Source organism: Mesorhizobium sp. P2_A8, from assembly GCF_056404935.1.
This window is the reverse complement of record NZ_JBFUDB010000011.1, coordinates 169747-194168: the sequence shown is the minus strand read 5'-3', so window position 1 is coordinate 194168 and position 24422 is coordinate 169747. Positions and strand designations below refer to the sequence as shown.

Below are 24422 nucleotides of genomic sequence, written 5' to 3'. Positions count from 1 at the left end.
GCCGGACCAGTGACGTTACGAGAAATTAAGTTTGGCCAATCCGACATCGGTTGGACCGCTTTTTTTGAAGGTTCGACTGTCACAGCTTACATCAAAGAAACCGTGTAATATGCATTTCATTTGCGCTCGGCCCTATCTCGGCAGGATCAAGTCGAGGTCGAATCTAACTCAGATAGGCCCCAATGCAGCCGAGATGGGGCGCTTTCCCACCATTTGCAAGGCTCGACGAAAGGACCTTTAATAGCCTTGGATGCGAGCGAGATCTTTAAGCCATGCCAAGCCGGAAAAAGGGCCATCATCTCGAACGCTGGGAAGTCGCGATGGTCAAAGCAATGCTCGCGACTAAGAGGTACAACGATCAGGACATCCTTGCCTATTTCACGCGGCCAACGCGCTCAATCAACCACCGGCAGATTTCGGAGATCCGGTCGGAAAAGAAGCACAAGGCGATCAAGCTCGCCAATTCTGACCAGCTTGCCGAATTCCTGAATTGTTGGCCGGACGTGGATGGTGAGACAGGCCTCAGCCTAAGGGGCGACGAACTGCTGGTGAAGGCCCGCGAGGCGATGATCGCCGCAGTCCACAACTTCAACTCAGCGGGCCTTCATTTCCGCGCAGAGATATTCATCACCACAGCTATGATCGCTTGGACTTACCTCTGCCATGCATGGTTCAAACGTGAAGGGATCGACTATCGCTACAAAACCAATGGCGCGCCCAAGCTCTTAGGAAGTGGTGCTGAAGCGTATTGGGAGCTAGGCAAATGCTTACGCAACGACAAGCTGCCCGTCGCGAAGGCGGTGCGGCAGAACCTTGAGCTATTGCTCGAGATACGGCACGAGATCGAGCATCGCTCGACTGACCGAATCGACGATGCGCTCGGGCCGCTGATGCAAGCCTGTTGCCTCAACTTCAATGAGGCGATCAGATTTTGGTTCGGCGCGCAGTTCGGGCTCGAGCGCCGCTTGCCGATCGCGCTGCAGTTCGTGACATTTGATGCAGCGCAGGCCGCTGGTCTTAAGAAGGGCCCTTCCCTTCCCCCAACGATCGCTTCCATGATGGACGCCTTTCACGCGAAAATGAGCGACGACGAACTCAAGGATCCCGCGTTCACCTATCGCGTCGCGTTCGTACCGAAGCTCGGCAGCAAGGCGAGCAAATCAGACACCGCCGTCGAATTCATCAAGCCGAATTCGGATGAAGCGCGGGCGATCAATGCGGTATTGCTCAAGGAGATCGACAAGGTACGCTTTACTGCCGGGCAGGTAATCGATGCGATGCACGCAGAAGGATATCCGAGGTTCAACCAAGCAGCGCACACCTCACTATGGAAGGAACTGGATGCCAAGGATCCGACAAAAGGGTTCGGCAAGGTTGGTGACTACAAGAACACGTGGGTCTGGTTCGACAGTTGGCTCGCCCGGGTGCGCGCGCATTGCCAAGAGAATGCCAGCAAGTACGTGGCTGCTGTCTGAGCTTCCGCTTTTGGGAAACGGTGCTACTGGCTCGACGACTGCCATGCGGCGCGAAGTAGCCATTTGTAGCACAGAGAATGAAGGTCTCCGCTGGATGTGCAACGGGCTTTCAGAGTGGTTGCCGTGGCCTAACGTGTATCGCCATTGCGACCGCCATACTAACGGAATTACGAACAACTCAACCCCCTCACCGCCTCTTAAAATACTGCACTCATGCTTCTCCGCCGCCCAGCGCGACGATCATGAAGCAGCCCGCCCCAGGCGCAAAACACCAACCTGACCTGCAATCCAGGCGGGATCGATTGGCGGGCAATTGGGAATCCTCCCGTCGCAAGCACCCACTGCGACGCGACTCTAAAGCAGGTCTTTCGACCGGCGTGGGCCGTTGGATTGCACCCGTGCATAGAGTTTGTTGACACGATGGAACACAGTGGCATTGCCACGAGTGGAACGACGGCCCTACAAACGCCTGACGACGAATTCTCAGGATGGGCAGGCGCTACCATGAGTGGCTGGTTGCATACTCTTCCACTCGCTTGGATGGCTCTCGTCGTGTTCGGGGCCACCTATATCGTCGCGTTCATCTTGCACCAGGGCATCGCCGCCCTTTCCGTGGGCTCCACGGCGCGATCATTCAAGGCGCTTTCGCCTGGCATGTTGCCGCCGCTCGGTATCATCTTTGGCTTGTTTGTGGCGTTCACCGCGGCTCAGGTCTGGAGCGACAACGATCACGCCAATGCGGCAGTCAATCGCGAGGCCAGTGCATTGCGGTCGGTCGTGGTTCTGGCGAGCAGCTTTCCCGGGGAGCCCGAGGCGCGCTTACGCACGCTGGTGCGCAGCTACATCGAGGAAACGACGAGCCAGGAGTGGCCGCTGATGGCCGAGAGCGCGGCGACCCTCACCATAAGCCCGGCGCTCAACGAGGCACTGCGGACGACACTGGCTTTGGCGCCAGGCAATCCCGGCCAGGAGATCGCGCAGCGCGAGATTGCGAGGTGGCTTGAAGACGCCTTTGAGGCGCGTCGCCAACGGATTCTCGTCAGCTCAGCACAAGTCAACCCCACGAAGTGGGCCTGCCTGATCCTGCAAGCCTTCTGTGCTCTTCTCGCGATCGCGATCGTTCATAGTGACAACCGAATGGCATCGGCGATCGCTCTTGGAACTTTTGCGACCGGCGTGGCGGCATCCGTTCTCTTGATTCTCGCCCACGATCGGCCCTTCACGGGAGAGATCGCAGTATCGCCGCAGCCGTTGCTGCAAGTCATGCCGGAAGCCAAAGCGGGCGGCGGCGAATGATACAAGTGCAGAGACGGGTCAATTCCCACTTCGGTGTGGCGCCGGTGACCATGACTGTTTTCGGGATCATTTCGACAGTCCGCGACGAGATCGCCTCGCGGCACTGAGGAAGCAGAATACCAAAACAGCAGCCCCTACGACTCGTCCCTCTCATCGCGCAAATTGGACACAACGCGGCGGTTCTGCGACCTGCAGGCGGCGTTGGGGCAGTCGCGGACGAGCCTGTCCTTGCCGTAGCCCTTGGCCCACATGCGGTTGCGGTCTATGCCGCCGGCGGCGAGGTAGTCCATCACCGTATCGGCGCGCTTCTGCGACAGCGCCGTTTCACTTGCGCCGGGATCGTCGGCGAAACCCTGCAGCTTGAGCAGCCAGCGCGGATGCTTTGCCAACCAGGCGATCTGGGTGTCGAGGGTGGCCTTGGCGACAGAATCGAGCGCCGCCGAACCTTGCGTGAAATAAATGCGGCGGCCGACATTGAGGATAAAATCCTCCTCGCTGCCCGGCTGGACGTTCTGGAAGGCGGCAACCTCGGCGTTGGTGACGTCGGGCGTGGAAGGGGTCAGCGTGGTGCTGGTCGAGCAGGATGCGGTCAGCACCAGCAGGCCGGCGGCGAGCAGGCGGCGCGTGTTTTCAATCATCCGGTTCATGAGGCGCCAATCATTCGACAGTGGTGGAAGCAGGCGCCTGGTCGGCGATGTGCGGCAGGACCTCCACCGCGGTGCCGATCGGGCAGCGCTGGTAGAGGTCGATGATGTCTTCCGGGAACATGCGGATGCAGCCGCTGGAAGCGTCGGTGCCGATGCTCCATGGCTCCAGCGTGCCATGCAGGCGGTAGCCGATGTCGGCGCCGTCGCGGTACAGATAGAGCGCGCGCGGCCCGAGCGGATTGTTGGACGCGCCGCCTTCGATCATGGGCGGTAGCTCCGGCCTGCGCTTACGCATTTCCGGGGGCGGGACCCATTGCGGCCACAACGCGCGGCGGTCGATTGTCGCGCGGCCGTACCATTTGAAGCCCTCCTTGCCGACGCCGACGCCGTAGCGGATGGCGGTCTTGTTTTCCATGATGAGGTAGAGGAAGTGGTGGCGGGTATCGACCACGACGGTGCCGACCGTCTCGCTGCTGAAATACTTGACGATCTGGCGATGCCATCTCTTGTTGATCTTGGCGAAGTTGGTCTTGCGATAGACAAAATTGTTGTCGCTGGCGGTACCGGCGAAATAGGATTTTGCCGTCGCGGCTTGAACAATATTGCCGGTTGCACCGACCGCGACCAGCGCCAGGCCGCCGAGCACGACATCCCTGCGTGATAAAACCATCGGCAATCCCCCATGCCTTAAGCCTGGTGGACCATAGTAGAGAATGATTTCGCCTCAAAGTGGAAAATGCTGCGTTGCCAGACCAGGGTCGAGACTCAATCAAAGCCAGAACGCTATTGTGGTAGCGAGGGTGAGCCGATTTGCTTGGAGAGAGTGTATGATCACGACAGACCGGTTGAAGCTCAGGCCCTGGCGAGAGGCGGATAAGCCCCTGTTGGGCGTTATCCACGCCGATCCGGAGGTGATGCAGTTCCTCGGCGGCACGAAGACCGCCTCTGAGACCAGCGACGTCGTCGAACAACTGATGCGACTTTCCGAAGGCGGCGAGCCGATTTTCTGGGCTGCCGAGCGTATCGGCGACGGGGCGTTGCTCGGCGCGGTCGGCCTGCATCGCCTCGGGACCGATTTTCCTTTCGGCCCGGCCCTGGAGGTGGGCTGGCGGCTTGCTCGCGACCATTGGGGCAAGGGTTATGCGACCGAAGCCGCTCGCGCCGCCCTCGACTATGCATTCGGCAGCCTGGATGCGCCGCGCGTGTACGCATTCACCGCATTGGCGAACAAGCGGTCCGAAACCGTCATGCAGCGGTTGGGGATGAAGAAGGTCGAGGGCGGCGAATTCGCTCACCCTGACCTGTTGCCGACCGATCCGAGCTCAATGCACATGCTGTATGTCGCCGAAGGGACAGTGTGGCAGTCGGGTACCTAGTGCAATTGCGAACAACTCAGCTCCCCTCAATACCGCCTAAGATACCGCACCTCACGCTCGTGCTTCGCGACTGCCTCGCCTTGCTTGGTGTCGGAGCAGGCTAGTCGTGCTAGGATCGCCGGTCGGCGCCCTGCTGCCTCTGCGCAACGCGGCTGCAAGTGCCGGTTGGCGGGCTGACGGCGGCAGATTTTCCCGGCCGCAGATTTTCTGCAGGAGCAAGGGGGCGGTGATGAGCGCAAGGGACCGATTTTTCCGCAGCCTGATGATGGCTGGCCTGTTTGCCGGTGTCTTCTGGATGGATGCCGCCCTGGCGCAGGACGCGGGGTGTAGGTTCGAGCAGGTGGCCGCTACGTCCCGGCAGGTTCTGAGATGTCGGCAAGGCCTTACCATCATTGTCGAAGGCGGCTCTCGTTTCACGCTGGTGGACCGCGATCGAAACGGCATTGTCGATGCGGTCAGGTTGCGGCGCAAGGCGCTGCTGCTCAATGCTCCGGCCGGCTCGATCCCGGATGGCTTCGCGGTTGTCACCCCGCAGGCGATCGCCGCGGCGCGCGGCACCAAATGGGTCGTTGACGTCGGCCAGGGCAAGACGTCAGTTTTCGTCCTCAGGGGCCGCGTCGCCGTAAACCGGCCGGCGTCCAGCGCCGGCGTGGTGCTGGCGCCGGGCGAAGGCGTCGACGTCGCGGCCGGAACAGGCCCACTGACCGTCAAGCGCTGGCCCGCCAAGCGCGTTTCCGCATTGCTGGCCCGTTTCGGCCAGTGAGCTGCCGTGAGCAGGCGAGCGCTTCCGACGCTGATCGCGCTCATCCTGGCGGGTCTTTGGGGCGCCGGCCTGGGCGTCGCGCACTGGCGCGGCAATTTGTGGTTTCTCGATCGCGTCGAAGCAACGATGACCGATCTTCGAACGCTTGTTCGAGGACCAGCGAGGCCACCGGAGCTGATGACCATCGTCGCAATAGACGATGAAGCGGTGCGGCGCGAGGGTACATATCCCCTCAGCCGCGCCACCCTTGCCCGGCTTGTCGATACGATAGCGCGGCTTGGACCGAAAGCCATTGCGCTCGACCTGCTGCTGGTCGATTCCGGGGCAGAAGACAACGACGAGGCGCTGGCGCGTTCGCTGCGCGGGGGTGCAAGCGTCATCGCTGCCGCGGCGGTCTACCCCGGAGGTGAACAATGGACGGTGGGGGAAGGACCCATCGCCCGCGTGCCGAATGCCGAGCGGTTTCTGTGGCCCCTGAAAGCGTTCTCGGATGTCGCGGCTGTCGGCGTCGTCAACGTGGCCACCGACAAGACGGGAACGCCCCGCTTCGTGCCGTTGCTGTTTCGGGCCGGGGATCGGCTGGAAGCGTCTTTCCCCTTGCGTGTCGCCGCCATGGCGGCAGGACAGGATCCGGAAATCGCAGCCGATCATCTATCGCTGGGCGGACGCTCTATCCGGACGGACATCGGTCACATCCTGCCCCTGACATTCTATGGCCCCCGCGGCACGATCCACACGATCAGCGCGGCGACCGTGCTGGACGGAAAATTCGACCCCGGCACGATCCGCGATCGAATTGTCGTGATCGGAGCAACGGCAACCGGCACCGGCGATGTTTTCCCGACACCGTTCGATCCCATACTGCCGGGCGTCGAAGTCATATCGACGGCGATTGCCCATCTGACGGCCGGCGACGGAATAGTGCGAGACCAGTCTGTCCGGCTTGCGGACGCGGGCTTTGCGGTGGTGCTGCCAATGGTCCTTGTCGGGCTGTTGGCATGGCGGCGAAACGCCGGCGGCCTGGCGGCGATCGCCGGCGTGGTCCTGATCTGGCTGGTGGTCAACATGACCGCTTTCTCGCACCACATCTGGCTGAGCGCCGCGCTGCCGATGACCGCCGCCGTGCCGCCGGCCATCCTGTTCGGGGCCGCGCAGCTTTGGCTGGGCAGGAGCCGGGCGCAATTTTTCGCAACGCAGAGCCAATTGCTTCAACGCGTTGAAGCCCCAGGCATGGGGGAGTGGCTGGCCAGGCACGGCGACTTCCTCTCGGACCCCGTTCGGGGAGATGCCGCCATCCTGTTCATTGACCTGTCCGGCTTCACCGGACTGAGTGAATCCCTGGGACCGGTCGCCACGCGCGAGCTCCTGAACGGTTTTCATGCGTTGGTCGGCGAAGAAGTGACGAACTGCGGCGGCGTCGTCACCAGTTTCATGGGTGACGGAGCCATGATCCTGTTCGGTCTGCCGGAACCAGCGGCGAACGACGCCTTCAATGCCGCCAGCTGTTGTGTGGCGCTCTCCAGCCGCACCAACGATTGGCTCGCCTCGTTGCCGGCAGCGACGGCATCCCGGCTCGGCTTCAAGATTGGAGCCCACCACGGAACAATCGTCGCCTCTCGGCTCGGCGGCGAAGGCCGTCAGCACATCGCGGCCATAGGCGACACAGTCAACGTTGCCAGCCGGTTGATGGAGATCGCGGCCGACCAGAATGCCGAAGTCGCGGTGAGTGACAGAATGCTCGATGTCGCCGGCCGCGACTGCGCGCTGTTCAAATCCGGCACCCTGAAAGGACCCGTGGAAACACAGATCCGTGGGCGATCCGGCTCGCTCGCAATCTGGCTTTGGCAGAGTGCAGGGATGCCGCAGTAGAGGGTTGCCGCCAGGCCTGCGGCTTGCCTGCCCTGCCAACAGCGCCCCTCAATGCCGCTTGAAATACTGCACCTCGCGCTCGTGCTTCTCCGCCGCCTCGCGCGTATCGAACGTGCCGAGGTTCCTCCGCTTGCCGGTCTTTTCGTCCTTCTTGCGCGCGCCTACCCTCACGCCGCGAGTTGGACCTCGCGGGCGGCCGCGATCATGACACTCGCGAGCAAGCCGTAGGCTGCCTCCCAGGCCTCGCGCACCGCCGGCGTGAAAGCTGGGCCGAGGCCGGCCGCCAGCGTCTCGATCAGCGCCTGGCCGACGATCGGGTAATGATGCTCCTCGACACCGTAGGTGACGTGACGCTTGGCGAGTTCGCGCACGGTGGGCAGGATGGTCTCGGCACGATCCAGACCATGCACGACAAAGCCCAGACTCGCCATCAGCTTGGCGCCTTGCTTGGTCATGTCTCTCACCGGAAACAGCGCCCGAAGATTCCCGTCGATAGCGAACAGGCGTTCATAGAACAGGGCGGCGGCAGCCGCGCGTATCGGGACGACTTCGCGAAAACTATCCTGGACTAGTCGAATCTGGTCGGGTGTCATCGGCGCGCTCCTGGGTTTGTGGGCAAGGCTCAACTATCTCCCCAGGGCGTTTCGCACGCATGTCGCCTATCGCGTCGATGTGTTTCAGTTATGTCTCAATCTGGTTTCAGGTTGCATTCAGTTGTTTTCAATTTCCTTCCCGCGCCGCAATGTTCGGCAGCCCATCACCTCAATGCCGCTTGAAATACTGCACCTCGCGCTCGTGCTTCTCGGCCGCCTCACGCGTATCGAACGTGCCGAGGTTCCTCCGCTTGCCGGTCTTTTCGTCCTTCTTGCGCGAATAGAGGCGGTATTTTCCGTCCTTGAGTTTCCGGATCATCTGCCGCTCCCTGGATCGATCAGGATTTCCGCTTGGCCTTGAGGCTGCGGGCGGCTTGCTCGACAGCCGCGCGGTCGTGGCCCAGCCTGTCGATCAGCTCCTGCGCCTCGTCGCCCGATATGCCGGTGCGCACCGCCAGCGCCTCGACCGCCAGGATGTCGGAGCTGGCGATCTCGCTTGTTTCCGGCAGGGCGTCGCCTGCCGTCAGCGGCAGGGCTGCCTCGCGGTCGATCTCGGCCGCTGCCTGGTGCCAGTGCCGCTCGGGGTCGCCACCGCCTTCGCGTTCCCAGAGCTCGTATGCGCGCTGCTGGATTTTCTCGTGCCGTTCGTCGCCCATGTCGGTTCCTCCGTTGCGTCAGGGAAGAACGCGGCGCCAATCCAAACGATCCAAAAAATTTGCGTGATCCTGCGCGAAGAGCGTGACCCGCACGAAGGTTAGCGCCCTACGGCGCCCCCCTCTGGCCTGCCGGCCACCTCCCCCACTTGTGGGGAGATTGGCAGCTTCGGCGCCGGCGTTTTTCTCGTGGCCGGTCATTGGCGCAAATCAGCACCATGGACGAATATGTAGCATCGCTGCCCTCACCATGTCAAGAATAAATTCCTATCGCAAGCCACAGGAACAAAAGCCGCCGACCCGCCGGGCTGGCTGCCATCAGGCTTGTTGACCTGAGCTCGCAGCCCTCAGGCGGACGGTAGGAAAAGCGCTCAGACACACTCCAGAAACAAAACTCAACAGTTCGGAAAAACTGGCGAAAAGATCGGCTGGCATAAGCATCCCGCGCGGCCGGAAATTGGCCGCGCTACGCGTTGCCCGGCCAGGACGAGAAAGTATGGAAATGGATCACGGTGTCGATATCGCCGAACTGGATGCGGCCGAACTGGACGCGGCAAGACCGGGCAGCCAGCCCGAGACTTACCGCACAAGCGTCGATGCGCTCGTAAGGGTCGCTCACCACCCAGCAACAGTCGCCCGCGGCCAGATCCTGACGGGCGCCGACTTTGCCCGGCAGGGCCAACCCGGTGAGCGGCTCGATACGGTCTTCGAGCAGCTTGCCGAGACATTTGCGGCGCTGCCGGCGGTGATCTCCGACGGTCGTGTCTGGACGTATCGGGAGCTGGACAGCCGTGCCAACCAGTTCGCCCGCCTGCTGATCAAGCGCGGCGTGCGAAGGGGTGACCGGGTCGGGCTTATCCTCGACCGGTCGGCGGAGACCTATGTTGCGTTGCTGGCGGTGATGAAGGCAGGCGCGGCCTTCGTGCCGCTGGCCACCGCGTTTCCGCAGGAGCGGATGACGCTGATCATCGAAGACGCCAGCGTAAGCCTGATCGTCACCATCGCCGCCTATGCGTCGCGAGCCGATCAACTGCCGGTTCCCCACTTGCTGATCGACAGCGCCGGAGCCGAGATCTCCAGACAGTCCGGCGCGCCGCTGAAGCCGCATGCCAAGACCGCTGTAGCGGACGATACCTGCTACATCCTCTACACCTCGGGCACCACCGGCAAGCCCAAGGGCGTGGTCATCAGGCACCAGAGCTTCGTCAACTTCATCCGGGTCGCCGCCGCATCCTACGGCTACCGGCCGGGCGATCGTGTCTATCAGGGCATGACCATCGCCTTCGACTTTTCCTCCGAAGAGATCTGGGTGCCATTCGTCGCCGGCGCGACGGTCGTGCCGGCACCTGRCCAGATGCCGCTCGTGGGCGAGGAACTGGCGGATTTCCTGCGCCACCATGACATCACCTGCATGGCCTGCAGCCCGACCCTGTTGTCGTCCATGGCCAGCGACGTGCCCAGCCTGCGCACGCTGCTGGTCGGCGGCGAGGCCTGCCCGCACAATCTGGTGGTGCGCTGGTCGAAGCCGGGGCGGCAGATCCTCAACACCTACGGCCCGACCGAAGCGACCGTCACGGCGACGATGGGCGCGCTGACGCCCGACAGTCCAGTGACGATCGGCGCGCCGCTGCCGACCTACTCGATCGTCATTCTCGACGCTTCGCTGCCGCAGCTTGCCGAGCCGGGCGAACTGGGTGAGATCGGCATCGCCGGCATCGGGCTCGCGGTCGGCTATCTCAACAGGCCGGACCTGACGGACCAGAAATTCATCGCCGATTTCCTCGACCTGCCCAACAACCCGTCCAGGCGCATCTACCGGACCGGCGACCTTGGCCGGATCAACGACAAGGGCGAGATCGAGTATAACGGGCGCATCGACACCCAGGTGAAGATCCGCGGCTATCGCATCGAACTCGGCGAGATCGAGGCGGTGCTGCTCGACCAGCCCGAGATCGCACAGGCCGCCGTCACCACCTGGGAGATCGAGCCCGGCCGCGTCGAACTCGTCGCCTACTACGCGCCAAAACCCGGCCTGCCGGCGATCTCCCGCGCCGATCTCGCCCAGACGATGAAGCGGCGCCTGCCCGATTACATGGTGCCGTCCTACCTGGAGGAACTGCCTGTCATCCCGATGACGGTCTCCAACAAGGTGGACCTCCGCCAGCTGCCGAAGCCGACAAGCATCCGGCTTTCGGCCGGCCGCACAATGGTGCCGCCCGGCAATGACGACGAACGCTTTTTGGCCGACGCACTGGCCGCGGTGCTGAAATTCGACGAGGTGTCCGTGGAGGACAATTTCTTCGACGATCTCGGCGCCAACTCGCTGCTGATGGCGCATTTCTGCGCGCGCGTGCGCACCCGCAAGGAATGGGCGACGACGTCCATGCGCGACATCTACCTCTATCCGACCGTGGCGCGCCTCGCCAAACACCTGAGCGTGGCGGAGGAGATGACGACGGCCACCAACGAGCCCGTTCTCACCCGCCAGGCATCGGATCTTGCCTACTGGACCTGCGGCGCCGCGCAGCTCGTGTTTTACGGGCTCTACAGCTATGGGGCGCTGTGGGCGGTCAATGACGGCCTCAACTGGATGTACGACGCGCTCGACGACCCGCTGCAGCTCTATTTGCGCTGCGTGGCGCTTTCGGCCGCCGTGTTCTTCGGCATGTCGGGCTTTGCCGTCGTCGCGAAATGGGTCCTGATCGGCCGCTGGAAGGCCGAGGCGTTTCCCATCTGGGGCCTGCGCTACTTCCGCTTCTGGGTGGTCAAGACCTTGATCCGCACAGCACCCGTGGTGCTGTTCCGCGGCAGCCCGCTCTACAGCTTCTATCTGCAGCTTCTCGGCACCAAGCTCGGGAAAAACGCAGTCATCGAATCGAAATCCGTGCCCGTCTGCACGGATCTCATTTCGATCGGCGCCAACACGATCCTGCGCAAGGAATCGATGATCCTCGGCTATCGGGCCCAGTCCGGCTATATCCACACCGGGCCGCTGACCATCGGCCGCGATGCCTTCGTCGGCGTCGGCTCCACGCTCGACATCGACACGCGGATCGGCGACGGCGCACAGCTCGGCCATTCGTCCTCGCTGCACCGCGGGCAAAGCATCCCGGACGGCGAACGCTGGCATGGATCGCCGGCCGTGCCGACCACGGCGGACTATTGCAAGGTGCGCAACGTCGATCCTTCCAACATCCGGCGCTTCCTCTTCGAAGCGGTGCAGCTGATTGGGCTGTTTGCCATCGTCACCCCGCTGCCGCTCTTGTTCCACAGCTATTGGGAGAATGTCGGCGACGACTATCAGGAGACCATCGGCATCGTCGCGATCGGCACCACGGTCACGCTTTTCGGCTACATCGCCGCCGCCTTTCTCGCGGCGACACTGGTGCCGCGCCTGCTCAGCCTGCTGTTGAAACCCGGCCGCACCTATACGCTTTACGGCTTCCGCTACTGGCTGCAGACCGTCGCCGAATTCTCGAGCAACTCCCGCGTGCTCGGCCTCCTGTTCGGCGACAGTTCGGCAATCGTGCACTACATGCGCGCCATCGGCTGGAACCTCAACAAGGTGGTGCAGACCGGTTCCAACTTCGGCAGCAACCAGCAGCACGAAAACCCGCTGCTGTGCGAGATCGGCACCGAGACCATGGTGTCGGACGGGCTTTTCATGATCAACATGCACAAATCCGCCTCCGCATTCAGGCTCGAGCCGACGCGGATCGGCGAACGCAATTATCTCGGCAACAACATCTACTATCCGCCGGATGGGCGCACCGGCGACAACGTCCTGCTCGGCACCAAGGTGATGGTCCCGATCGATGGGCCGTTGCGCGAGAATGTCGGCCTTCTCGGTTCGCCTTCCTTTGAAATCCCGCGCATGGTGAACCGCGACAAGGAACTCATCGCCGGTGTCGACGAGGACGACCGGCGCCGGCGCATCCCGCACAAGAACCGCCACAACATGGTGACGATCCTGCTGTTCGTGGCTACGCAATGGATCATGCTGTTCGCCACGCTGGCGATCTGGGACCGCGCGCTGAACTACTATACCGAATGGGCGGAGGTCGCCCTCTTCGTCGCCGTGCTTTTGACGTCCGCGATCACCATTCCGTTCTACATCTTCGTGGAACGGGCAAGCCTTGGTTTCGGCAGGCTGAAGCCGCAAATGACGACGATCTACGACGTCGCCTTCTGGCGCCACGAACGCCACTGGAAGCTTGCCGATTCGCCGATCGTGCGCCTGTTCGGCGGCACGCCGTTCCGGCCGATGATCCTGCGCATGCTGGGCGTCAAGGTGGGCAAGCGGGTCTATGACGGCGGCGCGAACCTGACCGAGCGCTCGCTGGTCGAGATCGGCGATGACGTCACGCTCAATGAAGGCTGCGTCATCCAGGCCCATTCTCTGGAAGAAGGCGCGTTCAAGTCCGATTTCATCCGCATCGGCAAGGGCTGCACGCTCGGGCCTTCCGCGTTCGTCCATTACGGCGTCGTGATGGGCGAAGGATCGATGGTCGATGTCGACTCCTTCGTGATGAAGGGTGAAGAGCTGGAGCCCAACTCCATCTGGCGGGGCAACCCAGCCAAGCTGCACCGGTTCGTGACCCCGGTCACGGGCGATGGCGCCAAGGCATCGGCTTGAAGGCCGCAGACATCCGTCTCGTTTCGGTGACCGAGGCCAACCGGGCCTTGGTCGCGTCCCTGGAACTGGCCCCGGAGCAGATGGATTTCGTCGCCAGCAATGCGGAGTCCCTCGACGAAGCCGGGTTTGACGACGACGCGCGTCCGCGCATCGTCATGGCTGGGGATCGTGTCGTCGGTTTCCTGATGTACGAGGCGCCGCAGGATGACGACGAGGCGCGCATCTACCGTTTCATGATCGACCGCATCTGGCAGGGCAAAGGCTACGGCAAGGCTGCGTTGCGTGAAGTGCTGGACGAAATCGGAAGCCTCGGCCACATCAGGCACATTTCAATCTGCTACGAACCGCACAATGAAGCGGCACGACGGCTCTATCGCGCCGCCGGCTTCGTAGAACAAAGGCTCGACGAAGACGGGGAAATGATCGCCGACCTGGTCCTGCCGGCGGACGATCGTTGACGCCGCCGCCCTCCCCTGAAGTCGCGCTTGCGCAAACATCCCTGCTGCGGGCGATGGTCGCCATTGCGCCCAAAAGTGTCCGCATCGGATGCCGGGTCATACGCGACGGCGACGAGGCCCATCTGCTGTCCGAGGAAGCGCGTTCCATCCTCGCGCGCCAGCCGGCCATGCGGCGCGCCAGCGGAGCGGCCCGCTGGATCGCACACGGGCTGCTGGCGGATGTTGGCGTCAACGGCTTCGCCATCCTGCGCGCGCCATCCGGCACGCCGGTCTGGCCCGACGGGATAACCGGTTCGCTCGCCCATGACGACGACATGGCCGTAGCGGCGGTTGCGCATGTTGCCCACATCGCCTCTCTCGGCATCGACGTCGAGCCCGCACAGCCCTTGCCAGACGACATCCTCGCGCTCGTGGCAACCCCTGCGGACCGGACCAACGCGGCGGAGCGGCATCTTGCCGGCCGCATCCTGTTTTGCGCCAAGGAAGCCGTCTACAAGGCGGTCTATCCGCTCGATCGCGAGGTCCTGGGCTATGAGGATATCACCGTGGACCTCGACGCAGGTCGTGCGATGACGAAGAGCGGCCGCAACGTCAGCCTCGCATACTGCGCTGCTCCGCGCGTGGTCGTCTTGGCGTGGGTTGATCCGCGTTAACGCACCCTATTCCCCAACCACCTCCCGATACCCCCTCACCTCGCCATCCAGCCCGCGCAGCCGCCAGCTCTCCCCGTCCCGTCCCTCGACATAGCAAGGCCCGATCGGCACCTTGCCGCCGCCTTCCGGCAGGTCGAGTACATAGACGGGGTTGCAGATGCCCGACAGGCGAGCGCGCAGCGCGGCGGCCAGCGCCTGTCCCTGCGCAATCGTGGTGCGCCGGTGCGCCATGCCCCGCGCGAGGTCGCCATGGTGCAGGTAGTAGGGTTTGACGCCGAGGCGGTACATCAGCTCGCGGCAGAGCTCCTCCAGCACCTCGACCGTGTCGTTGACGCCCTTGAGCAGGACGCTCTGGTTGAGCAGCACGAAGCCGGCTTGCCGCAGCGTGCGGCAGGCGGCTTCCGCAGCGTCGGTGATCTCGCGCGGATGGTTGAAATGGGTGACGACCGTGACCATCAGCCGGCCCTGCAGCGCCGCGACCAGCCCTGACGTGATGCGCGACGGCAGCGCCACCGGCACGCGGGTGTGGATGCGCAGCAGCCGCACATGCGCGATCGCCTCGATGCGGCCACGGATTTCGGCCAGCGCCTTGTCCGGCAGTGACAGCGGGTCGCCGCCGGTCAGGATCACCTCGCGGATTTCGGGGTGACCGGCGATATAGGCCAAGGCCGGCTCCAGCGCCTCGCCCGTATAGCCGCGGCCGATCGACGTCAGCGACTCCTTGCGAAAGCAGAACCGGCAATAGACCGCGCATTGATAGGTCGGGAACAGCAGCACCCGGTCGGCATGGCGATGCGTCAGCCGCGGCACCGGGCTGAACTCGTGGTCGGCGATCGGATCGTCGAGCTCGCCGTCCTGCTCCAGCAATTCGTCGGGCGACGGGATGACCTGCGCCCGGATCGGATCGGCGGGATCGTTCCAGTCGATCAGGTCGAGATAGGTTTTTGGGATGCGCACCTTGTGGTTCGCGGCCGCGGCTTGAGCCGCCGCGCGCTCGCCCGGCGACAGCGGCAGGGAAGCCAGATCGCGCACATGCCGCACGCCGGCGCGGACTTCGGCCTGCCAGGCGGCGTCATCGGTGGGCTCGATTGCGTCTTTGAGGTTGGCGTCTGAAGTCATCGGATATCTCGGGGGCAATTTCTGGCGGAGCTATCGGCCGGATGGCCAGGCGGGTCAACCATCCGCTTGCCGCAGACCCGTCGCATTCCTTCGCATCGGCGGGGCGGAATGCCAGCTGCCGCAGAGCGGACAAGCGATGGATTGCCGCCATCGACCCATCTCCTGCGAGCCCATAGGTATTTAAGCAAAATAGCACTATTCTGCGCAGTCCGGGGTTCAGGGAAAACGGATGGATTTCAGCACAGGCCATGGCTACCTGCTCATCGGCGGCCTCATCCTGGTTGGCGCCGGGCTGCTGATCCTGTCGCTGATCGTCAATCTGCGCGTCGCCCACAGTGTGCGCGACGACGTGCGCCACCGCGAAAAGCTGCTGGAATACTACCGCAACATCTTTTCGCAGCTGGGCGTGATCCTGATCGGCATCGGCGTGTCGCTGTTCATCTTCTTTTTCCAGCAGAATTACCAGGACCAGCGCCGACGCGAAACGGAACTCCAGCAGGTTCTGTCCAAGCTGGCGGCGCGCATCGCCCGCGGCGCTCCCGTCGCCGGGTCGCTTGGCGAATTCGACGCACTGCTGGATGAAGGCGGGGCCTATGTCAGTCCCGAACTTGGTGGAACCAACGCCGCGATCGGCGCGCAGGGAGCGGAGCTCGGCAAGCAGGTCGGCGAGATCCTGTTGGTCGAGCGCGACGTCGACGTCCGGGACTTCGATATCCTCAACCTGTCGCGCGATTTCGAATCGTCGTTCGTCGTCAACGAGCTCGATCCGACGCTCTGGTTCGACATCGTGCGCGACGAGAGCGAGATCAAATATGCCACCACCCAGCTCGCCCTCGACTACAAGGACCTGCAGGATGCGATCGGCGGCGAGCCGGTCGAACTTGCGATCGCCAATCCTGAAAAGGCGCGCAAGATCAAGCACGAGGTGCTCGACATCTTCTACGATGCCGACCTCCTGCGCCAGCGCAGCAGGCGATTTCTCGGCCGTGCGTGCTGGCTCCTCAGCCACGGGCGCAGCTTCGTCAGCCTTGCACCGGTGGATGCAATCGAAGCCGATGCGAGATCGCATCAGGAATGGATCGACCGGTCGAAACCCTTGCTGACGCAGGCGAAGTCGGGCAACGGCGATTGCTTCAAACTGCTCCAGTACGGCCAGGCGCCCTGAGTCGAGAATGAGCGGGCAAGGCCCGCCGCTCCGACAGCGCGTCGTGTCTGAACGGGTTCAGGTGATGCGCTTCATGTCATTGTCCAAAACCGCTGCGCACTTTTGGGCCCGGGCCGCATAAATTGAGGTTGATTGATCGATCAAACATCGGGGCTGAGGTGAACAATCGCATCGATCTTTGCGACGATTCCTCATCGGGCAAGTACATCTGGAACGATGAACTGCGGCACAAGACGTGCGATCGGCCGCCGGTTGTTGCCCCTGTCAGCCCTTAGTTACCCACGCGCCGCAGCGTGCCGAGATGATGCCGCTAGCACTCGATCTGAGCGATGGGCAGCCCACGGCGGCCCCGGCCCGGAAGAGCTTATTCTTGATTGTCAACGCGCTGCAGGATCGCGCGGTAACGGCTGCACACGGCGGCATCCCTGTAGAAGTCCACTTCCGTATCGACAATCTCGTCAAGGCTTAGTCCAGGGTAATGTGCCTTGACCTTTGCCAGAACCTCCTGCGCTTGCTCGATTTCGCCCAGTTCGGAATGGCAGACGATAAGACGAACGAGCGACCACGGTGGTACAGTTACCATTTTCGCGTAGCAGGCCGTTGCCTCGCGGTATCGTCCAGCCGTGGTCAGGATGATACCGCGAAAGTCTCCATACCATCCCACAGCGTATGGGTCGCGGCGCTGGGCTTCGTTTATCTCAACGAGCGCCTCATCAGGCCTATCCGTGTAGTTGAGGTGAAGCGCGCGGATACTAAGAATGAACGGATCGTTCGGATTGAGGGCAACTGCCCGGTCAAGGCTGATTTCAGCCTGCCTGAATTGGCGCAGATACAAGTGAGCAAAACCCGTGGCGAGATGCCCATAGGCCTCGTCGGGGTCAAGCTGCAGTGCAGTTCTTGCGATCTTCAGTCCGGAGTGCAAAACGTCTGGATTGTAATAGATCCAGAAGAACTTGAGGGTCTCGACAAAGCTGAGCAAGGCGTGGGCAGCAGCAAACCGCGGATCGAGCTTTACCGCCTCGCGCAGAAATGGTTCAGCTTCGCGCACCGTGTCATAGTCATAGGTTGCTGCCAGCTGCAGCGCCCGCAGGTAAAAGTCATAGGCCGACATGTTGACGGTCGGCCTGCCCCTGGCACGCGACGCAATCGCGGTTCTGGCCTGCCGTGCCAGACGCGCCGCAATCATCTGGGTAATTTCGTCCTGGATGGCGAAAATGTCGTCGAGTTCCCGGTCGTAGTGTTCGCCCCAGATATGAGCCATTGAGGACGCATCGATCAGTTGCACGGCGATCCGCACCCGGTTGCCGATCTTCCGCACGCTGCCTTCGACGACGTACTGGACGCCAAGTCTCTTTGCCACCTCGGCCAGGTCATTCGCCTTGCCGCGGAACTGGAAGGAGGAGTTCCGCGCAATGACAAGAAACTCCTTGAACTTGCCAAGCTCGGCGATGATGTCTTCGGTAATCCCGTCGCTAAAATAGTCTTGCTCCGGGTCGCCGCTCATGTTGTCTAAGGGAAGTATGACGATGGACGGTCTGGACGGCGCCTCGGCCGTAGCCGCGAAGGGCTTGGGACCAGCATATTTATAGCCGCGACCATGCACGGTTGCGATCATCTCGGCAGACAGCAGCTTTCGCAGCGCCGAAATGTGGACCTGCAGCGTGTTCTCCTCCACCACCACGCCGGGCCAGACCGCATCGAAAAGTTCGGTCTTGCCGATCACCTCGTCCGGCCTCTCGAGCAACATGGCGAGGATGTCGAAGGAACGAGCCGAAAGCTCCACCGGCCCTTTCGGCCCCAGCAGCAGCCGTTCGGCTCGTTTCAAACGATAGTTCCCAAACTCCAGGTCCATCAGCCAAGAACCCATCCCTCGCCGGCAAAGATAATCCAAGATGACCCTGAAGGCGAACTTCAGGGCTGTTCAGGACTCTTCAGCTCCTGACCAAGGACCTGAGTGGGAAGCGGTGTCATTCTCAGTCTCACAGGAGGACACCATGGCTGACATCTCCACCACTGCCCCGACTACCGTCAGACGCCTTAATCTGCCACGGCTAAGCTTTCCGAGGCTTGCAATCGGCGCAACGCTCAACGCCATATGCGGTGTGATGGGCGACGCATTCAAAATGGCCTACCTGGCCCCATACGCCAGTCTTCGTCGCCAGCCGCTGATCGTCCCGGACGATGATCTCGAAGGCCGGGATCCCAGTTGGTGACGTGCTCAGCCCCTAGTCGCCCACCCGCTGCAGCGTGCCGAGATGATTGTCATCGAGAAAACCGATGGTCACGGCCGATGCCTTGCCGTCGGGGCCGACGACAAAGCTCACGCCGGTGGGCCTGTCCGGCGTCTCGGCATCCGGGAAGGTCAGGAACAGGTCGCCGTCGAAATGCGTCAATGAATAGGACCGGGCGCCGGCCGGGCCCACCTTGAGCACAAGGCCGTCTCCTGCTGTCGACACGACCGCGTCGCCGAAAAAGTCGTTGGCGTAGCGGCCGGCATAGGCACTGGCCGGCCCGACCGGCCTTGCCGGAGAAGGCGGCGTGGCATAGGTGGCCTTCGCTGCCGCGACCGCCGGGCCGAACAGGCCTGCATAGATCCCATCCCATGCCTTGACCCAATCCTTGCCGACCGTACCGTCGAAGACGAGGTCTGCGAAACTGTCGGACAGCCCCTCCGGCAGGCCTGTCGGAAAGGCGTTGGTGACGATGACGATGCCAAGCTTGTTCTCCGGGAAGATTGTCACCAGCGTACGTGCGCCGACGCTGAAAGCGCCCGCATGACCCCAGCTCAGGCCATGCCGGCCGAATTCGACATTCCAGCCGAGGCCGTAGAAGGACTCGCCGCCGGAGACGGGGTTCTTGCCCCGCGTCATCAGCGGCACATGCGTCTGACCCAGCGCATCGGCGGCAATCAGTGTCTTGCCGGCATAGACGCCGTTGCCGATGATGAGGCGCACCCATTGCGAGAGATCACGAGCCGTGGAGCTGACACCGCCGGCGGGCGCCTGCGCATCCGGATCGCGCTCTATCTCAGCGGCCCAGGCGCGATCGATCTTGACGTGAAGCGCGGCGCGATTGGTGTGCTTGATGAAATCCGAATGGCGGGAACTGGTCGAGGCCATGCCAAGCGGACGGTAGAGCTTTTCCTCGGCGACTTCCTCCCACGGCTTGCCTGTCGGCGTCGCGGCCGCCACGGCACCTTCGGTCAGTCCGAAATTGCTGTAGGAGTAGCCGGCGCGAAAGCTCGACGATGGCGGCACGTACCGCAGGCGATGCAGAATCTCGGCGCGGTCGTAGCCAATGTCCTCGAGGTCGTCTCCGGCGGTGCCCGGAAGCCCGCTGCGGTGCGAAAACAGGTCGCGGACGGTAAGCTGACTGGTCGGATAGGGATCGGCCAGCCGGAAGGCCGGATCGAGGTCGGCGATCTTCGAATCCCAGGACACGATCCCGTCGCTGACCAGCGCCGCCACGACGGTGGCGGAGACCGGCTTGGAAAGGGAGGCGATCTGGAACACCGTGTCGGCGTCGACGGCCTCAGGCTTGCCGGCCTCGCGATGCCCGAAACCCTTCAGGAAGATCACCTCGTCATCGTGCACGACGGCGATGGCGAGACCGGGTACGGCACCGTCCGCGACGGCGGCTTCGGCAAGCGCTTCAAGCTTGGACAGGGCCGCAGTGATCCGCTCGGGCGTGATGCCGTCGGCCGGCGCCGCCTGCGGCCAAAGCACCATGGCGGCGGTGAAGGCCCAAATCCACCGATGCAGAATCCACCAATGACAGAGATTCCGATTCAGACGCATGCGCCAGCCTCCTCCCGTGCATTCACTTTGCGATCATACAGGCCGGCGCGGGTGAGGCCAGCCCGCGCGCCATCCATAATGGGCGAGGAATCCGGCCCTGCCGTCAGCCCTCGGGGCCCATGCGGGCCAGGCAGCGGGCCTGGTCGCGCGGGCGGCCGAGTTCCTGATAGCGTGAGGCCGCCTCGTCGAAGGCGGCGAGCGCGCGGATCTCGTGGTTCTGCGCCCGCCGCTGCACACCGCGCGCTTCCCAAAGGGCGGCCGCCCAGGGGCCGCCATGCCACATGCCGGCGATGCGCTCGGCGTCGTTCAGGCGGCGGTCGACCTGGTCCAGTTCGCCCGCCTCGGCGAGCGCGATCGCAGAGGCCGTACGCAGCGCCATCGAACAGGGCTGGCAGGCGCCGTGGGTCAACAGCCGGTCGCCGGCGAGGATCTCCTGCGCCACCATCTTGGGTGTCGCCGCCGCCCGCACGGCCAGCGCCTGCATGCGCATGATCAGGTGCGGCGACAGCCATGAGCGTTCGGCGTCGGTGAGACCGCGCTGGATGAGCCGGCTGGCGCGCCATTTCTGGCCGCGCTCCAGTGCGATCTCGGCCAGCCGCTCTATGGCGAGCACGCGGCCGGCCACCGCGTCCGCCTCAAGCAACAGCCGCTCGCCCTCGGTCAGATGGCGCTCGGCCTCGTCGAGGTCGCCCGAGAACAGCGCCGCCTCGCCCAGAAGCAGGCAGGCAAGCCCGCGGCCGGCATTCGATCCGGCCTCCTCGGCCACAGTGAGCAGCTCGCGGGCAAGGCCTGCAACTTCGGCATGGCCCGAGGCGCTGCACAGGCAGAATTCGGACAGGCAAAGGTGGCCATCGAAGACATGCTGCACAAAGGCCGGCTTGGCGCGAACCCATTCGATGAATTCGGAACGGAACAGTTGCGGCCACTGCGCCCGCATCATCGAGGCGAGGCCGAGCAGCGCGCTCGCCTCGCCGACTTCGCGCGGCAGATCGGCGCCGAGCGCCAGGTCGCGGGTGTGCCTGGCGATCTCGCTTGCCTTGTCGAACTCGCCGCTTTGCAGATGCACCAGGCCCCAGGCAAGCGAAGTGCGGAGCGCTCCGACGGGCTGACGGTCTCGGCGCCGGAGAGTGCCAGCGCCTTCTCGTAAAGGGCAATGGTCGCCGCACTCGGCCCGACGCCGAGTTCGGCGTGCAGGTTGTCGCGCAGCTGGTTGAACTGGCGGATGGCTTCGACGCGGTTGCCGGCATCGAGTGCCGCCTGCATCAGCGCGCATTGGGCCTGCTCGTCGGCGGGGTCGAGCGCGATCAGGCGCTGCCACAGGCCGCCGGCGCGCAAGAGGTCGCTGTAGCGCTGCTGCAATTGCGCGCGCGGCGTGTCGAGCCACTCGACGAAAAGATCGTCCGGCAAAAGCCTGCCACCATAGAGGCCGGCGGCGCGCTCATAGGCGCTCCTGTCACTTCCGCGCAGCGCCGCCTTGGCGGCGGCCTCGAAGCTTTCGGCGTCGATCTCGAGCTCGGCATGCGGGGCAAGCGAGACGATGTCGTTGCTCACCTCGATCAGGTCGTGGGCCCCAAGCGCACGGCGCGCGAAATGAATGGCCTTGCGCAGATTGGCGCCGGCCGCCTCGGGATCGGCATCGGGCCAGAAAATTTCCATGGCCTGCTCGCGGTGGATGCGATGGCCAGACTTGAGCGCCAGCAGCTTGACCAGGGCCGAGGCGCGGTCGCGCCGCCAGTCGGCCGCCGGGATCGGGCGGCCATCGACGCTGACGGCGAAGCGGCCGAGCAGAAGGATCGAAACGCGCATGCAGGCACCATCAGGAAAGCCCGGCCATGGCGGCGCCAGAACCCGTCACCAGCCAGGGAGCGTTGGGGAACGCTGGCGGAACATAGATTTCCTAATTTGCCCTCGCAATCGAATTCCAACCGGAAAGGAAAGCAACCATGTCACTCCGTATCGCAGACATCGCCCCCGACTTCACCGCCGAGACCACCGAAGGCACGATCAGCTTCCACGAATGGCTGGGCAAGGGCTGGGGCATCCTGTTCTCCCACCCCAAGGGCTACACGCCGGTGTGCACGACCGAACTCGGCTATATGGCGCGCCTCAAGCCCGAGTTCGACAAGCGCGGCGTCAAGGTCATCGGCCTCTCCGTCGACCCGGTCGAGAAGCACGCGGGCTGGGCCAAGGACATCGCCGAGACGCAAGGCATGGCGCCGAACTTCCCGATGATCGGCGACCCGACGCTCGCCATCTCGCAGCTCTACGACATGTTGCCGGCGTCGGCCGGCAACAGCGCCGACGGGCGCACCGCCGCCGACAACCAGACGGTGCGCAACGTCTATGTCATTGGCCCGGACAAGAAGATCAAGCTGGTGATATCCTACCCGATGACGACGGGCCGCAACTTCGACGAGGTGCTGCGCGTGGTGGATTCCCTGCAGCTGACGGCCAAGCACCGCCTGGCGACGCCGGTCAACTGGAAGCCGGGCGACGACGTCATCATCGCGGGATCGGTGTCGAACGACGAAGCCAAGCAACTCTACCCGCAAGGCTGGAAGGAGCCGAAGCCTTACATCCGCATCGTGCCGCAGCCAGTCCTGACCTGACATCAGCCAAACGACGAGGACTTGGACGGCCAATACTTTGGCGGCGAGGACACAGGAAGTCCCCGCCGCCACGACGGGAATGATCGGTCAACCAGGAAATATTGGTGGGGAACAAAGATGAACACTGCAACCAAACCGCATATCGTCGTGCTGGGAGCCGGTTTCGGCGGCCTGGAACTGACGACGCTGCTTTCCGAAGCGATGGGCGACAGCATCGATGTGACGCTGATCGACCAGAGCGATTCCTTCGTGTTCGGCTTTTCAAAGCTGGACGTGATGTTCGGCCTGAAGACGCCGCAGGCAGTGCGCCTGCCCTACAAAAGCTACGCCAAGCCCGGCGTCAGGATGCTGAAGCGCACGATAACCTCGATCGACCCCGAAAGACGCCGGGTGACCACCAATGACGGCGTGTTCGACGCCGACCACCTCGTCGTCGCGCTGGGTGCCGAATATGATTTCGACGCCACGCCAGGGCTTTCGGGAACCAACGAGTTCTACACCGTGGCGGGGGCGGAGCGGTTGCGCGACGTGCTGCCGACCTTCAGGAAAGGCAAGGCGATGGTCGGCGTCTGCGGGGCGCCCTACAAGTGCCCGCCGGCGCCCAGCGAATGCGTGCTGATGCTGCATGACTATCTGGTCAGGCAGGGCGTGCGCGAGGCCTGCGAGATCGCCCTGGTGCTGCCGCTGGGCAGCCCGGTACCACCCTCGCCCGACACCTCGCGGGCGCTGCTGGCGGCCTTTGCCGAACGCGGCATCAAGTTCGTCCCCACCAGGCGCGTCGCCTCCGTCGACAATGCCCGCAATGTGGCGGTGCTCGACGACGGCACGGAAATGCCGTTCGATCTCTTCCTCGGTGTTCCCAAGCATCGCGTGCCGCCAGTGGTGCTGGAGAGCGGCATGGCCGAGAACGGCTGGATCCCGGTCAACCCACGTACGCTCGAAACAAAATACGAGAACGTCTACGCCGTCGGCGACGGCGCCAACACCGGCACGCCCAAGGCCGGCGTGTTCGCCGAGGGTGCGGCGCGCGCCGTTGCCAGCGGGCTCATCGCAAAACTGCGCCAGAGCGGCAGCGGCTCGCTCTATGACGGCTTCGGCACCTGCTATATCGAGTTCGGCGGCGGCCGCATCGGCAAGGTCGAGGTCGATTTCTTCTCGGGTCCAGCTCCAACCGGCACCTACTACGAACCCTCGGTGGCGCTGCGCGCCGACAAGGAGACCTTTGGATCGAGCCGGCGCTCGCGCTGGTTCGGCCTCTGAGGCCGGAGCATCGAGAGCGCTCGGGGGCCCGGTACCCCCGGCGCGATCCTGCT

General features: G+C 63.5%; 22 protein-coding genes. 12 read left to right on the top strand and 10 right to left on the bottom strand.

Annotation, left to right across the window (positions count from 1 at the left end; translation table 11 throughout):
* Positions 1–320 precede the first annotated feature (320 nt).
* A complete protein-coding gene (locus tag AC1D10_RS30330) occupies positions 321–1475 on the top strand; it encodes a DUF3644 domain-containing protein (RefSeq protein ID WP_477278486.1) in 1155 nt (384 codons plus the stop codon).
* Positions 1476–1979: 504 nt separating this feature from the next.
* Positions 1980–2771 carry a bestrophin-like domain gene (locus tag AC1D10_RS30325; protein WP_477278485.1) on the top strand — a complete coding sequence of 264 codons (792 nt, stop codon included), beginning with the start codon at positions 1980–1982 and terminating at the stop codon, positions 2769–2771.
* A gap of 134 nt (positions 2772–2905) precedes the next feature.
* Here AC1D10_RS30325 and AC1D10_RS30320 read toward each other — a convergent pair whose 3' ends face one another.
* Positions 2906–3418 (bottom strand): OmpA family protein, encoded by a 513-nt coding sequence (locus AC1D10_RS30320; RefSeq protein ID WP_477278484.1) that lies wholly within the window; start codon positions 3416–3418, stop codon positions 2906–2908.
* Between the two features lie 10 nt (positions 3419–3428).
* Positions 3429–4088: a L,D-transpeptidase gene (locus tag AC1D10_RS30315; protein ID WP_477278483.1), complete on the bottom strand. Its 660-nt coding sequence runs from the start codon at positions 4086–4088 to the stop codon at positions 3429–3431.
* A gap of 157 nt (positions 4089–4245) precedes the next feature.
* Here AC1D10_RS30315 and AC1D10_RS30310 point away from each other — a divergent pair, with 157 nt between their 5' ends.
* From AC1D10_RS30310 to AC1D10_RS30300, 3 genes are all read left to right on the top strand, one after another.
* A complete protein-coding gene (locus AC1D10_RS30310; protein WP_477278482.1) occupies positions 4246–4794 on the top strand; it encodes a GNAT family N-acetyltransferase in 549 nt (182 codons plus the stop codon).
* Positions 4795–5023: 229 nt separating this feature from the next.
* Positions 5024–5557, top strand: a complete 534-nt coding sequence (locus AC1D10_RS30305; RefSeq protein ID WP_477278481.1) for a FecR domain-containing protein — start codon at positions 5024–5026, stop codon at positions 5555–5557.
* 6 nt (positions 5558–5563) lie between these two features.
* Entirely contained in the window at positions 5564–7426 is a 1863-nt protein-coding gene (locus tag AC1D10_RS30300) for a CHASE2 domain-containing protein (RefSeq protein WP_477278480.1), read from the top strand.
* Between the two features lie 48 nt (positions 7427–7474).
* Here the strand turns inward: AC1D10_RS30300 and AC1D10_RS30295 are convergent, their stop codons facing one another.
* The 4 genes from AC1D10_RS30295 to AC1D10_RS30280 form a co-directional block, all read right to left on the bottom strand.
* On the bottom strand, positions 7475–7597 hold the full coding sequence (locus AC1D10_RS30295; protein ID WP_477278479.1) for a hypothetical protein: 123 nt from the start codon (positions 7595–7597) through the stop codon (positions 7475–7477).
* On the bottom strand, positions 7594–8019 hold the full coding sequence (locus AC1D10_RS30290; protein ID WP_111543346.1) for a globin family protein: 426 nt from the start codon (positions 8017–8019) through the stop codon (positions 7594–7596). The genes AC1D10_RS30295 and AC1D10_RS30290 overlap by 4 nt, the downstream gene beginning before the upstream one ends.
* A 169-nt stretch (positions 8020–8188) precedes the next feature.
* The gene (locus tag AC1D10_RS30285) at positions 8189–8338 is read right to left on the bottom strand and encodes a hypothetical protein (protein ID WP_023677295.1); all 150 of its coding nucleotides are present in this window, start codon (positions 8336–8338) and stop codon (positions 8189–8191) included.
* Between the two features lie 19 nt (positions 8339–8357).
* A complete protein-coding gene (locus AC1D10_RS30280) occupies positions 8358–8675 on the bottom strand; it encodes a DUF2934 domain-containing protein (RefSeq protein WP_477278478.1) in 318 nt (105 codons plus the stop codon).
* Between the two features lie 493 nt (positions 8676–9168).
* On the opposite strand from AC1D10_RS30280, the gene AC1D10_RS30275 reads away from it, so the two are divergent.
* From AC1D10_RS30275 to AC1D10_RS30265, 3 genes are read left to right on the top strand one after another with little or no spacing between them, the layout of a single operon-like run.
* Complete coding sequence (locus AC1D10_RS30275) at positions 9169–13308, top strand: Pls/PosA family non-ribosomal peptide synthetase (protein WP_477278477.1); 4140 nt, start codon at positions 9169–9171, stop codon at positions 13306–13308.
* Positions 13305–13766 (top strand): GNAT family N-acetyltransferase, encoded by a 462-nt coding sequence (locus AC1D10_RS30270; protein ID WP_477278476.1) that lies wholly within the window; start codon positions 13305–13307, stop codon positions 13764–13766. Before AC1D10_RS30275 ends, AC1D10_RS30270 begins: the two co-directional genes overlap by 4 nt.
* Positions 13763–14419: a 4'-phosphopantetheinyl transferase family protein gene (locus tag AC1D10_RS30265; RefSeq protein ID WP_477278475.1), complete on the top strand. Its 657-nt coding sequence runs from the start codon at positions 13763–13765 to the stop codon at positions 14417–14419. Before AC1D10_RS30270 ends, AC1D10_RS30265 begins: the two co-directional genes overlap by 4 nt.
* 6 nt (positions 14420–14425) lie before the next feature.
* Here the strand turns inward: AC1D10_RS30265 and AC1D10_RS30260 are convergent, their stop codons facing one another.
* Positions 14426–15538, bottom strand: a complete 1113-nt coding sequence (locus tag AC1D10_RS30260) for a KamA family radical SAM protein (RefSeq protein WP_477278474.1) — start codon at positions 15536–15538, stop codon at positions 14426–14428.
* Between the two features lie 229 nt (positions 15539–15767).
* On the opposite strand from AC1D10_RS30260, the gene AC1D10_RS30255 reads away from it, so the two are divergent.
* Positions 15768–16703 (top strand): hypothetical protein, encoded by a 936-nt coding sequence (locus AC1D10_RS30255; protein WP_477278473.1) that lies wholly within the window; start codon positions 15768–15770, stop codon positions 16701–16703.
* Positions 16704–17067: 364 nt separating this feature from the next.
* Here the strand turns inward: AC1D10_RS30255 and AC1D10_RS30250 are convergent, their stop codons facing one another.
* Positions 17068–18555, bottom strand: coding sequence for a winged helix-turn-helix domain-containing tetratricopeptide repeat protein (locus tag AC1D10_RS30250; protein ID WP_477278472.1), 1488 nt, complete (start codon positions 18553–18555; stop codon positions 17068–17070).
* A 142-nt stretch (positions 18556–18697) separates the two neighbouring features.
* On the opposite strand from AC1D10_RS30250, the gene AC1D10_RS30245 reads away from it, so the two are divergent.
* A complete protein-coding gene (locus tag AC1D10_RS30245; protein ID WP_477278471.1) occupies positions 18698–18916 on the top strand; it encodes a hypothetical protein in 219 nt (72 codons plus the stop codon).
* 12 nt (positions 18917–18928) lie between these two features.
* On the opposite strand, the gene AC1D10_RS30240 is transcribed toward AC1D10_RS30245, so the two are convergent.
* Positions 18929–20500, bottom strand: a complete 1572-nt coding sequence (locus AC1D10_RS30240; protein WP_477278470.1) for a serine hydrolase — start codon at positions 20498–20500, stop codon at positions 18929–18931.
* Positions 20501–21436: 936 nt separating this feature from the next.
* Entirely contained in the window at positions 21437–22306 is an 870-nt protein-coding gene (locus AC1D10_RS30235; RefSeq protein WP_477278469.1) for an AfsR/SARP family transcriptional regulator, read from the bottom strand.
* Between the two features lie 137 nt (positions 22307–22443).
* Here AC1D10_RS30235 and AC1D10_RS30230 point away from each other — a divergent pair, with 137 nt between their 5' ends.
* Both AC1D10_RS30230 and AC1D10_RS30225 read left to right on the top strand, forming a co-directional pair.
* On the top strand, positions 22444–23109 hold the full coding sequence (locus AC1D10_RS30230; protein ID WP_477278468.1) for a peroxiredoxin: 666 nt from the start codon (positions 22444–22446) through the stop codon (positions 23107–23109).
* 117 nt (positions 23110–23226) lie between these two features.
* Positions 23227–24369 carry an NAD(P)/FAD-dependent oxidoreductase gene (locus tag AC1D10_RS30225; RefSeq protein ID WP_477278467.1) on the top strand — a complete coding sequence of 381 codons (1143 nt, stop codon included), beginning with the start codon at positions 23227–23229 and terminating at the stop codon, positions 24367–24369.
* The last annotated feature ends 53 nt before the right edge of the window (positions 24370–24422 follow it).

What these genes read in the sequence shown, in the direction of transcription:
- AC1D10_RS30330 (WP_477278486.1), top strand. Translation starts at nt 321, where the DNA reads ATGGTCAAAGCAATGCTCGCGACTAAGAGGTACAACGATCAGGACATC.
- AC1D10_RS30325 (WP_477278485.1), top strand. Translation starts at nt 1,980, where the DNA reads ATGAGTGGCTGGTTGCATACTCTTCCACTCGCTTGGATGGCTCTCGTC.
- AC1D10_RS30320 (WP_477278484.1), bottom strand. Translation starts at nt 3,418, where the DNA reads ATGAACCGGATGATTGAAAACACGCGCCGCCTGCTCGCCGCCGGCCTG.
- AC1D10_RS30315 (WP_477278483.1), bottom strand. Translation starts at nt 4,088, where the DNA reads ATGGTTTTATCACGCAGGGATGTCGTGCTCGGCGGCCTGGCGCTGGTC.
- AC1D10_RS30310 (WP_477278482.1), top strand. Translation starts at nt 4,246, where the DNA reads ATGATCACGACAGACCGGTTGAAGCTCAGGCCCTGGCGAGAGGCGGAT.
- AC1D10_RS30305 (WP_477278481.1), top strand. Translation starts at nt 5,024, where the DNA reads ATGAGCGCAAGGGACCGATTTTTCCGCAGCCTGATGATGGCTGGCCTG.
- AC1D10_RS30290 (WP_111543346.1), bottom strand. Translation starts at nt 8,019, where the DNA reads ATGACACCCGACCAGATTCGACTAGTCCAGGATAGTTTTCGCGAAGTC.
- AC1D10_RS30285 (WP_023677295.1), bottom strand. Translation starts at nt 8,338, where the DNA reads ATGATCCGGAAACTCAAGGACGGAAAATACCGCCTCTATTCGCGCAAG.
- AC1D10_RS30280 (WP_477278478.1), bottom strand. Translation starts at nt 8,675, where the DNA reads ATGGGCGACGAACGGCACGAGAAAATCCAGCAGCGCGCATACGAGCTC.
- AC1D10_RS30260 (WP_477278474.1), bottom strand. Translation starts at nt 15,538, where the DNA reads ATGACTTCAGACGCCAACCTCAAAGACGCAATCGAGCCCACCGATGAC.
- AC1D10_RS30255 (WP_477278473.1), top strand. Translation starts at nt 15,768, where the DNA reads ATGGATTTCAGCACAGGCCATGGCTACCTGCTCATCGGCGGCCTCATC.
- AC1D10_RS30250 (WP_477278472.1), bottom strand. Translation starts at nt 18,555, where the DNA reads ATGGACCTGGAGTTTGGGAACTATCGTTTGAAACGAGCCGAACGGCTG.
- AC1D10_RS30245 (WP_477278471.1), top strand. Translation starts at nt 18,698, where the DNA reads ATGGCTGACATCTCCACCACTGCCCCGACTACCGTCAGACGCCTTAAT.
- AC1D10_RS30240 (WP_477278470.1), bottom strand. Translation starts at nt 20,500, where the DNA reads ATGCGTCTGAATCGGAATCTCTGTCATTGGTGGATTCTGCATCGGTGG.
- AC1D10_RS30235 (WP_477278469.1), bottom strand. Translation starts at nt 22,306, where the DNA reads ATGCGCGTTTCGATCCTTCTGCTCGGCCGCTTCGCCGTCAGCGTCGAT.
- AC1D10_RS30230 (WP_477278468.1), top strand. Translation starts at nt 22,444, where the DNA reads ATGTCACTCCGTATCGCAGACATCGCCCCCGACTTCACCGCCGAGACC.
- AC1D10_RS30225 (WP_477278467.1), top strand. Translation starts at nt 23,227, where the DNA reads ATGAACACTGCAACCAAACCGCATATCGTCGTGCTGGGAGCCGGTTTC.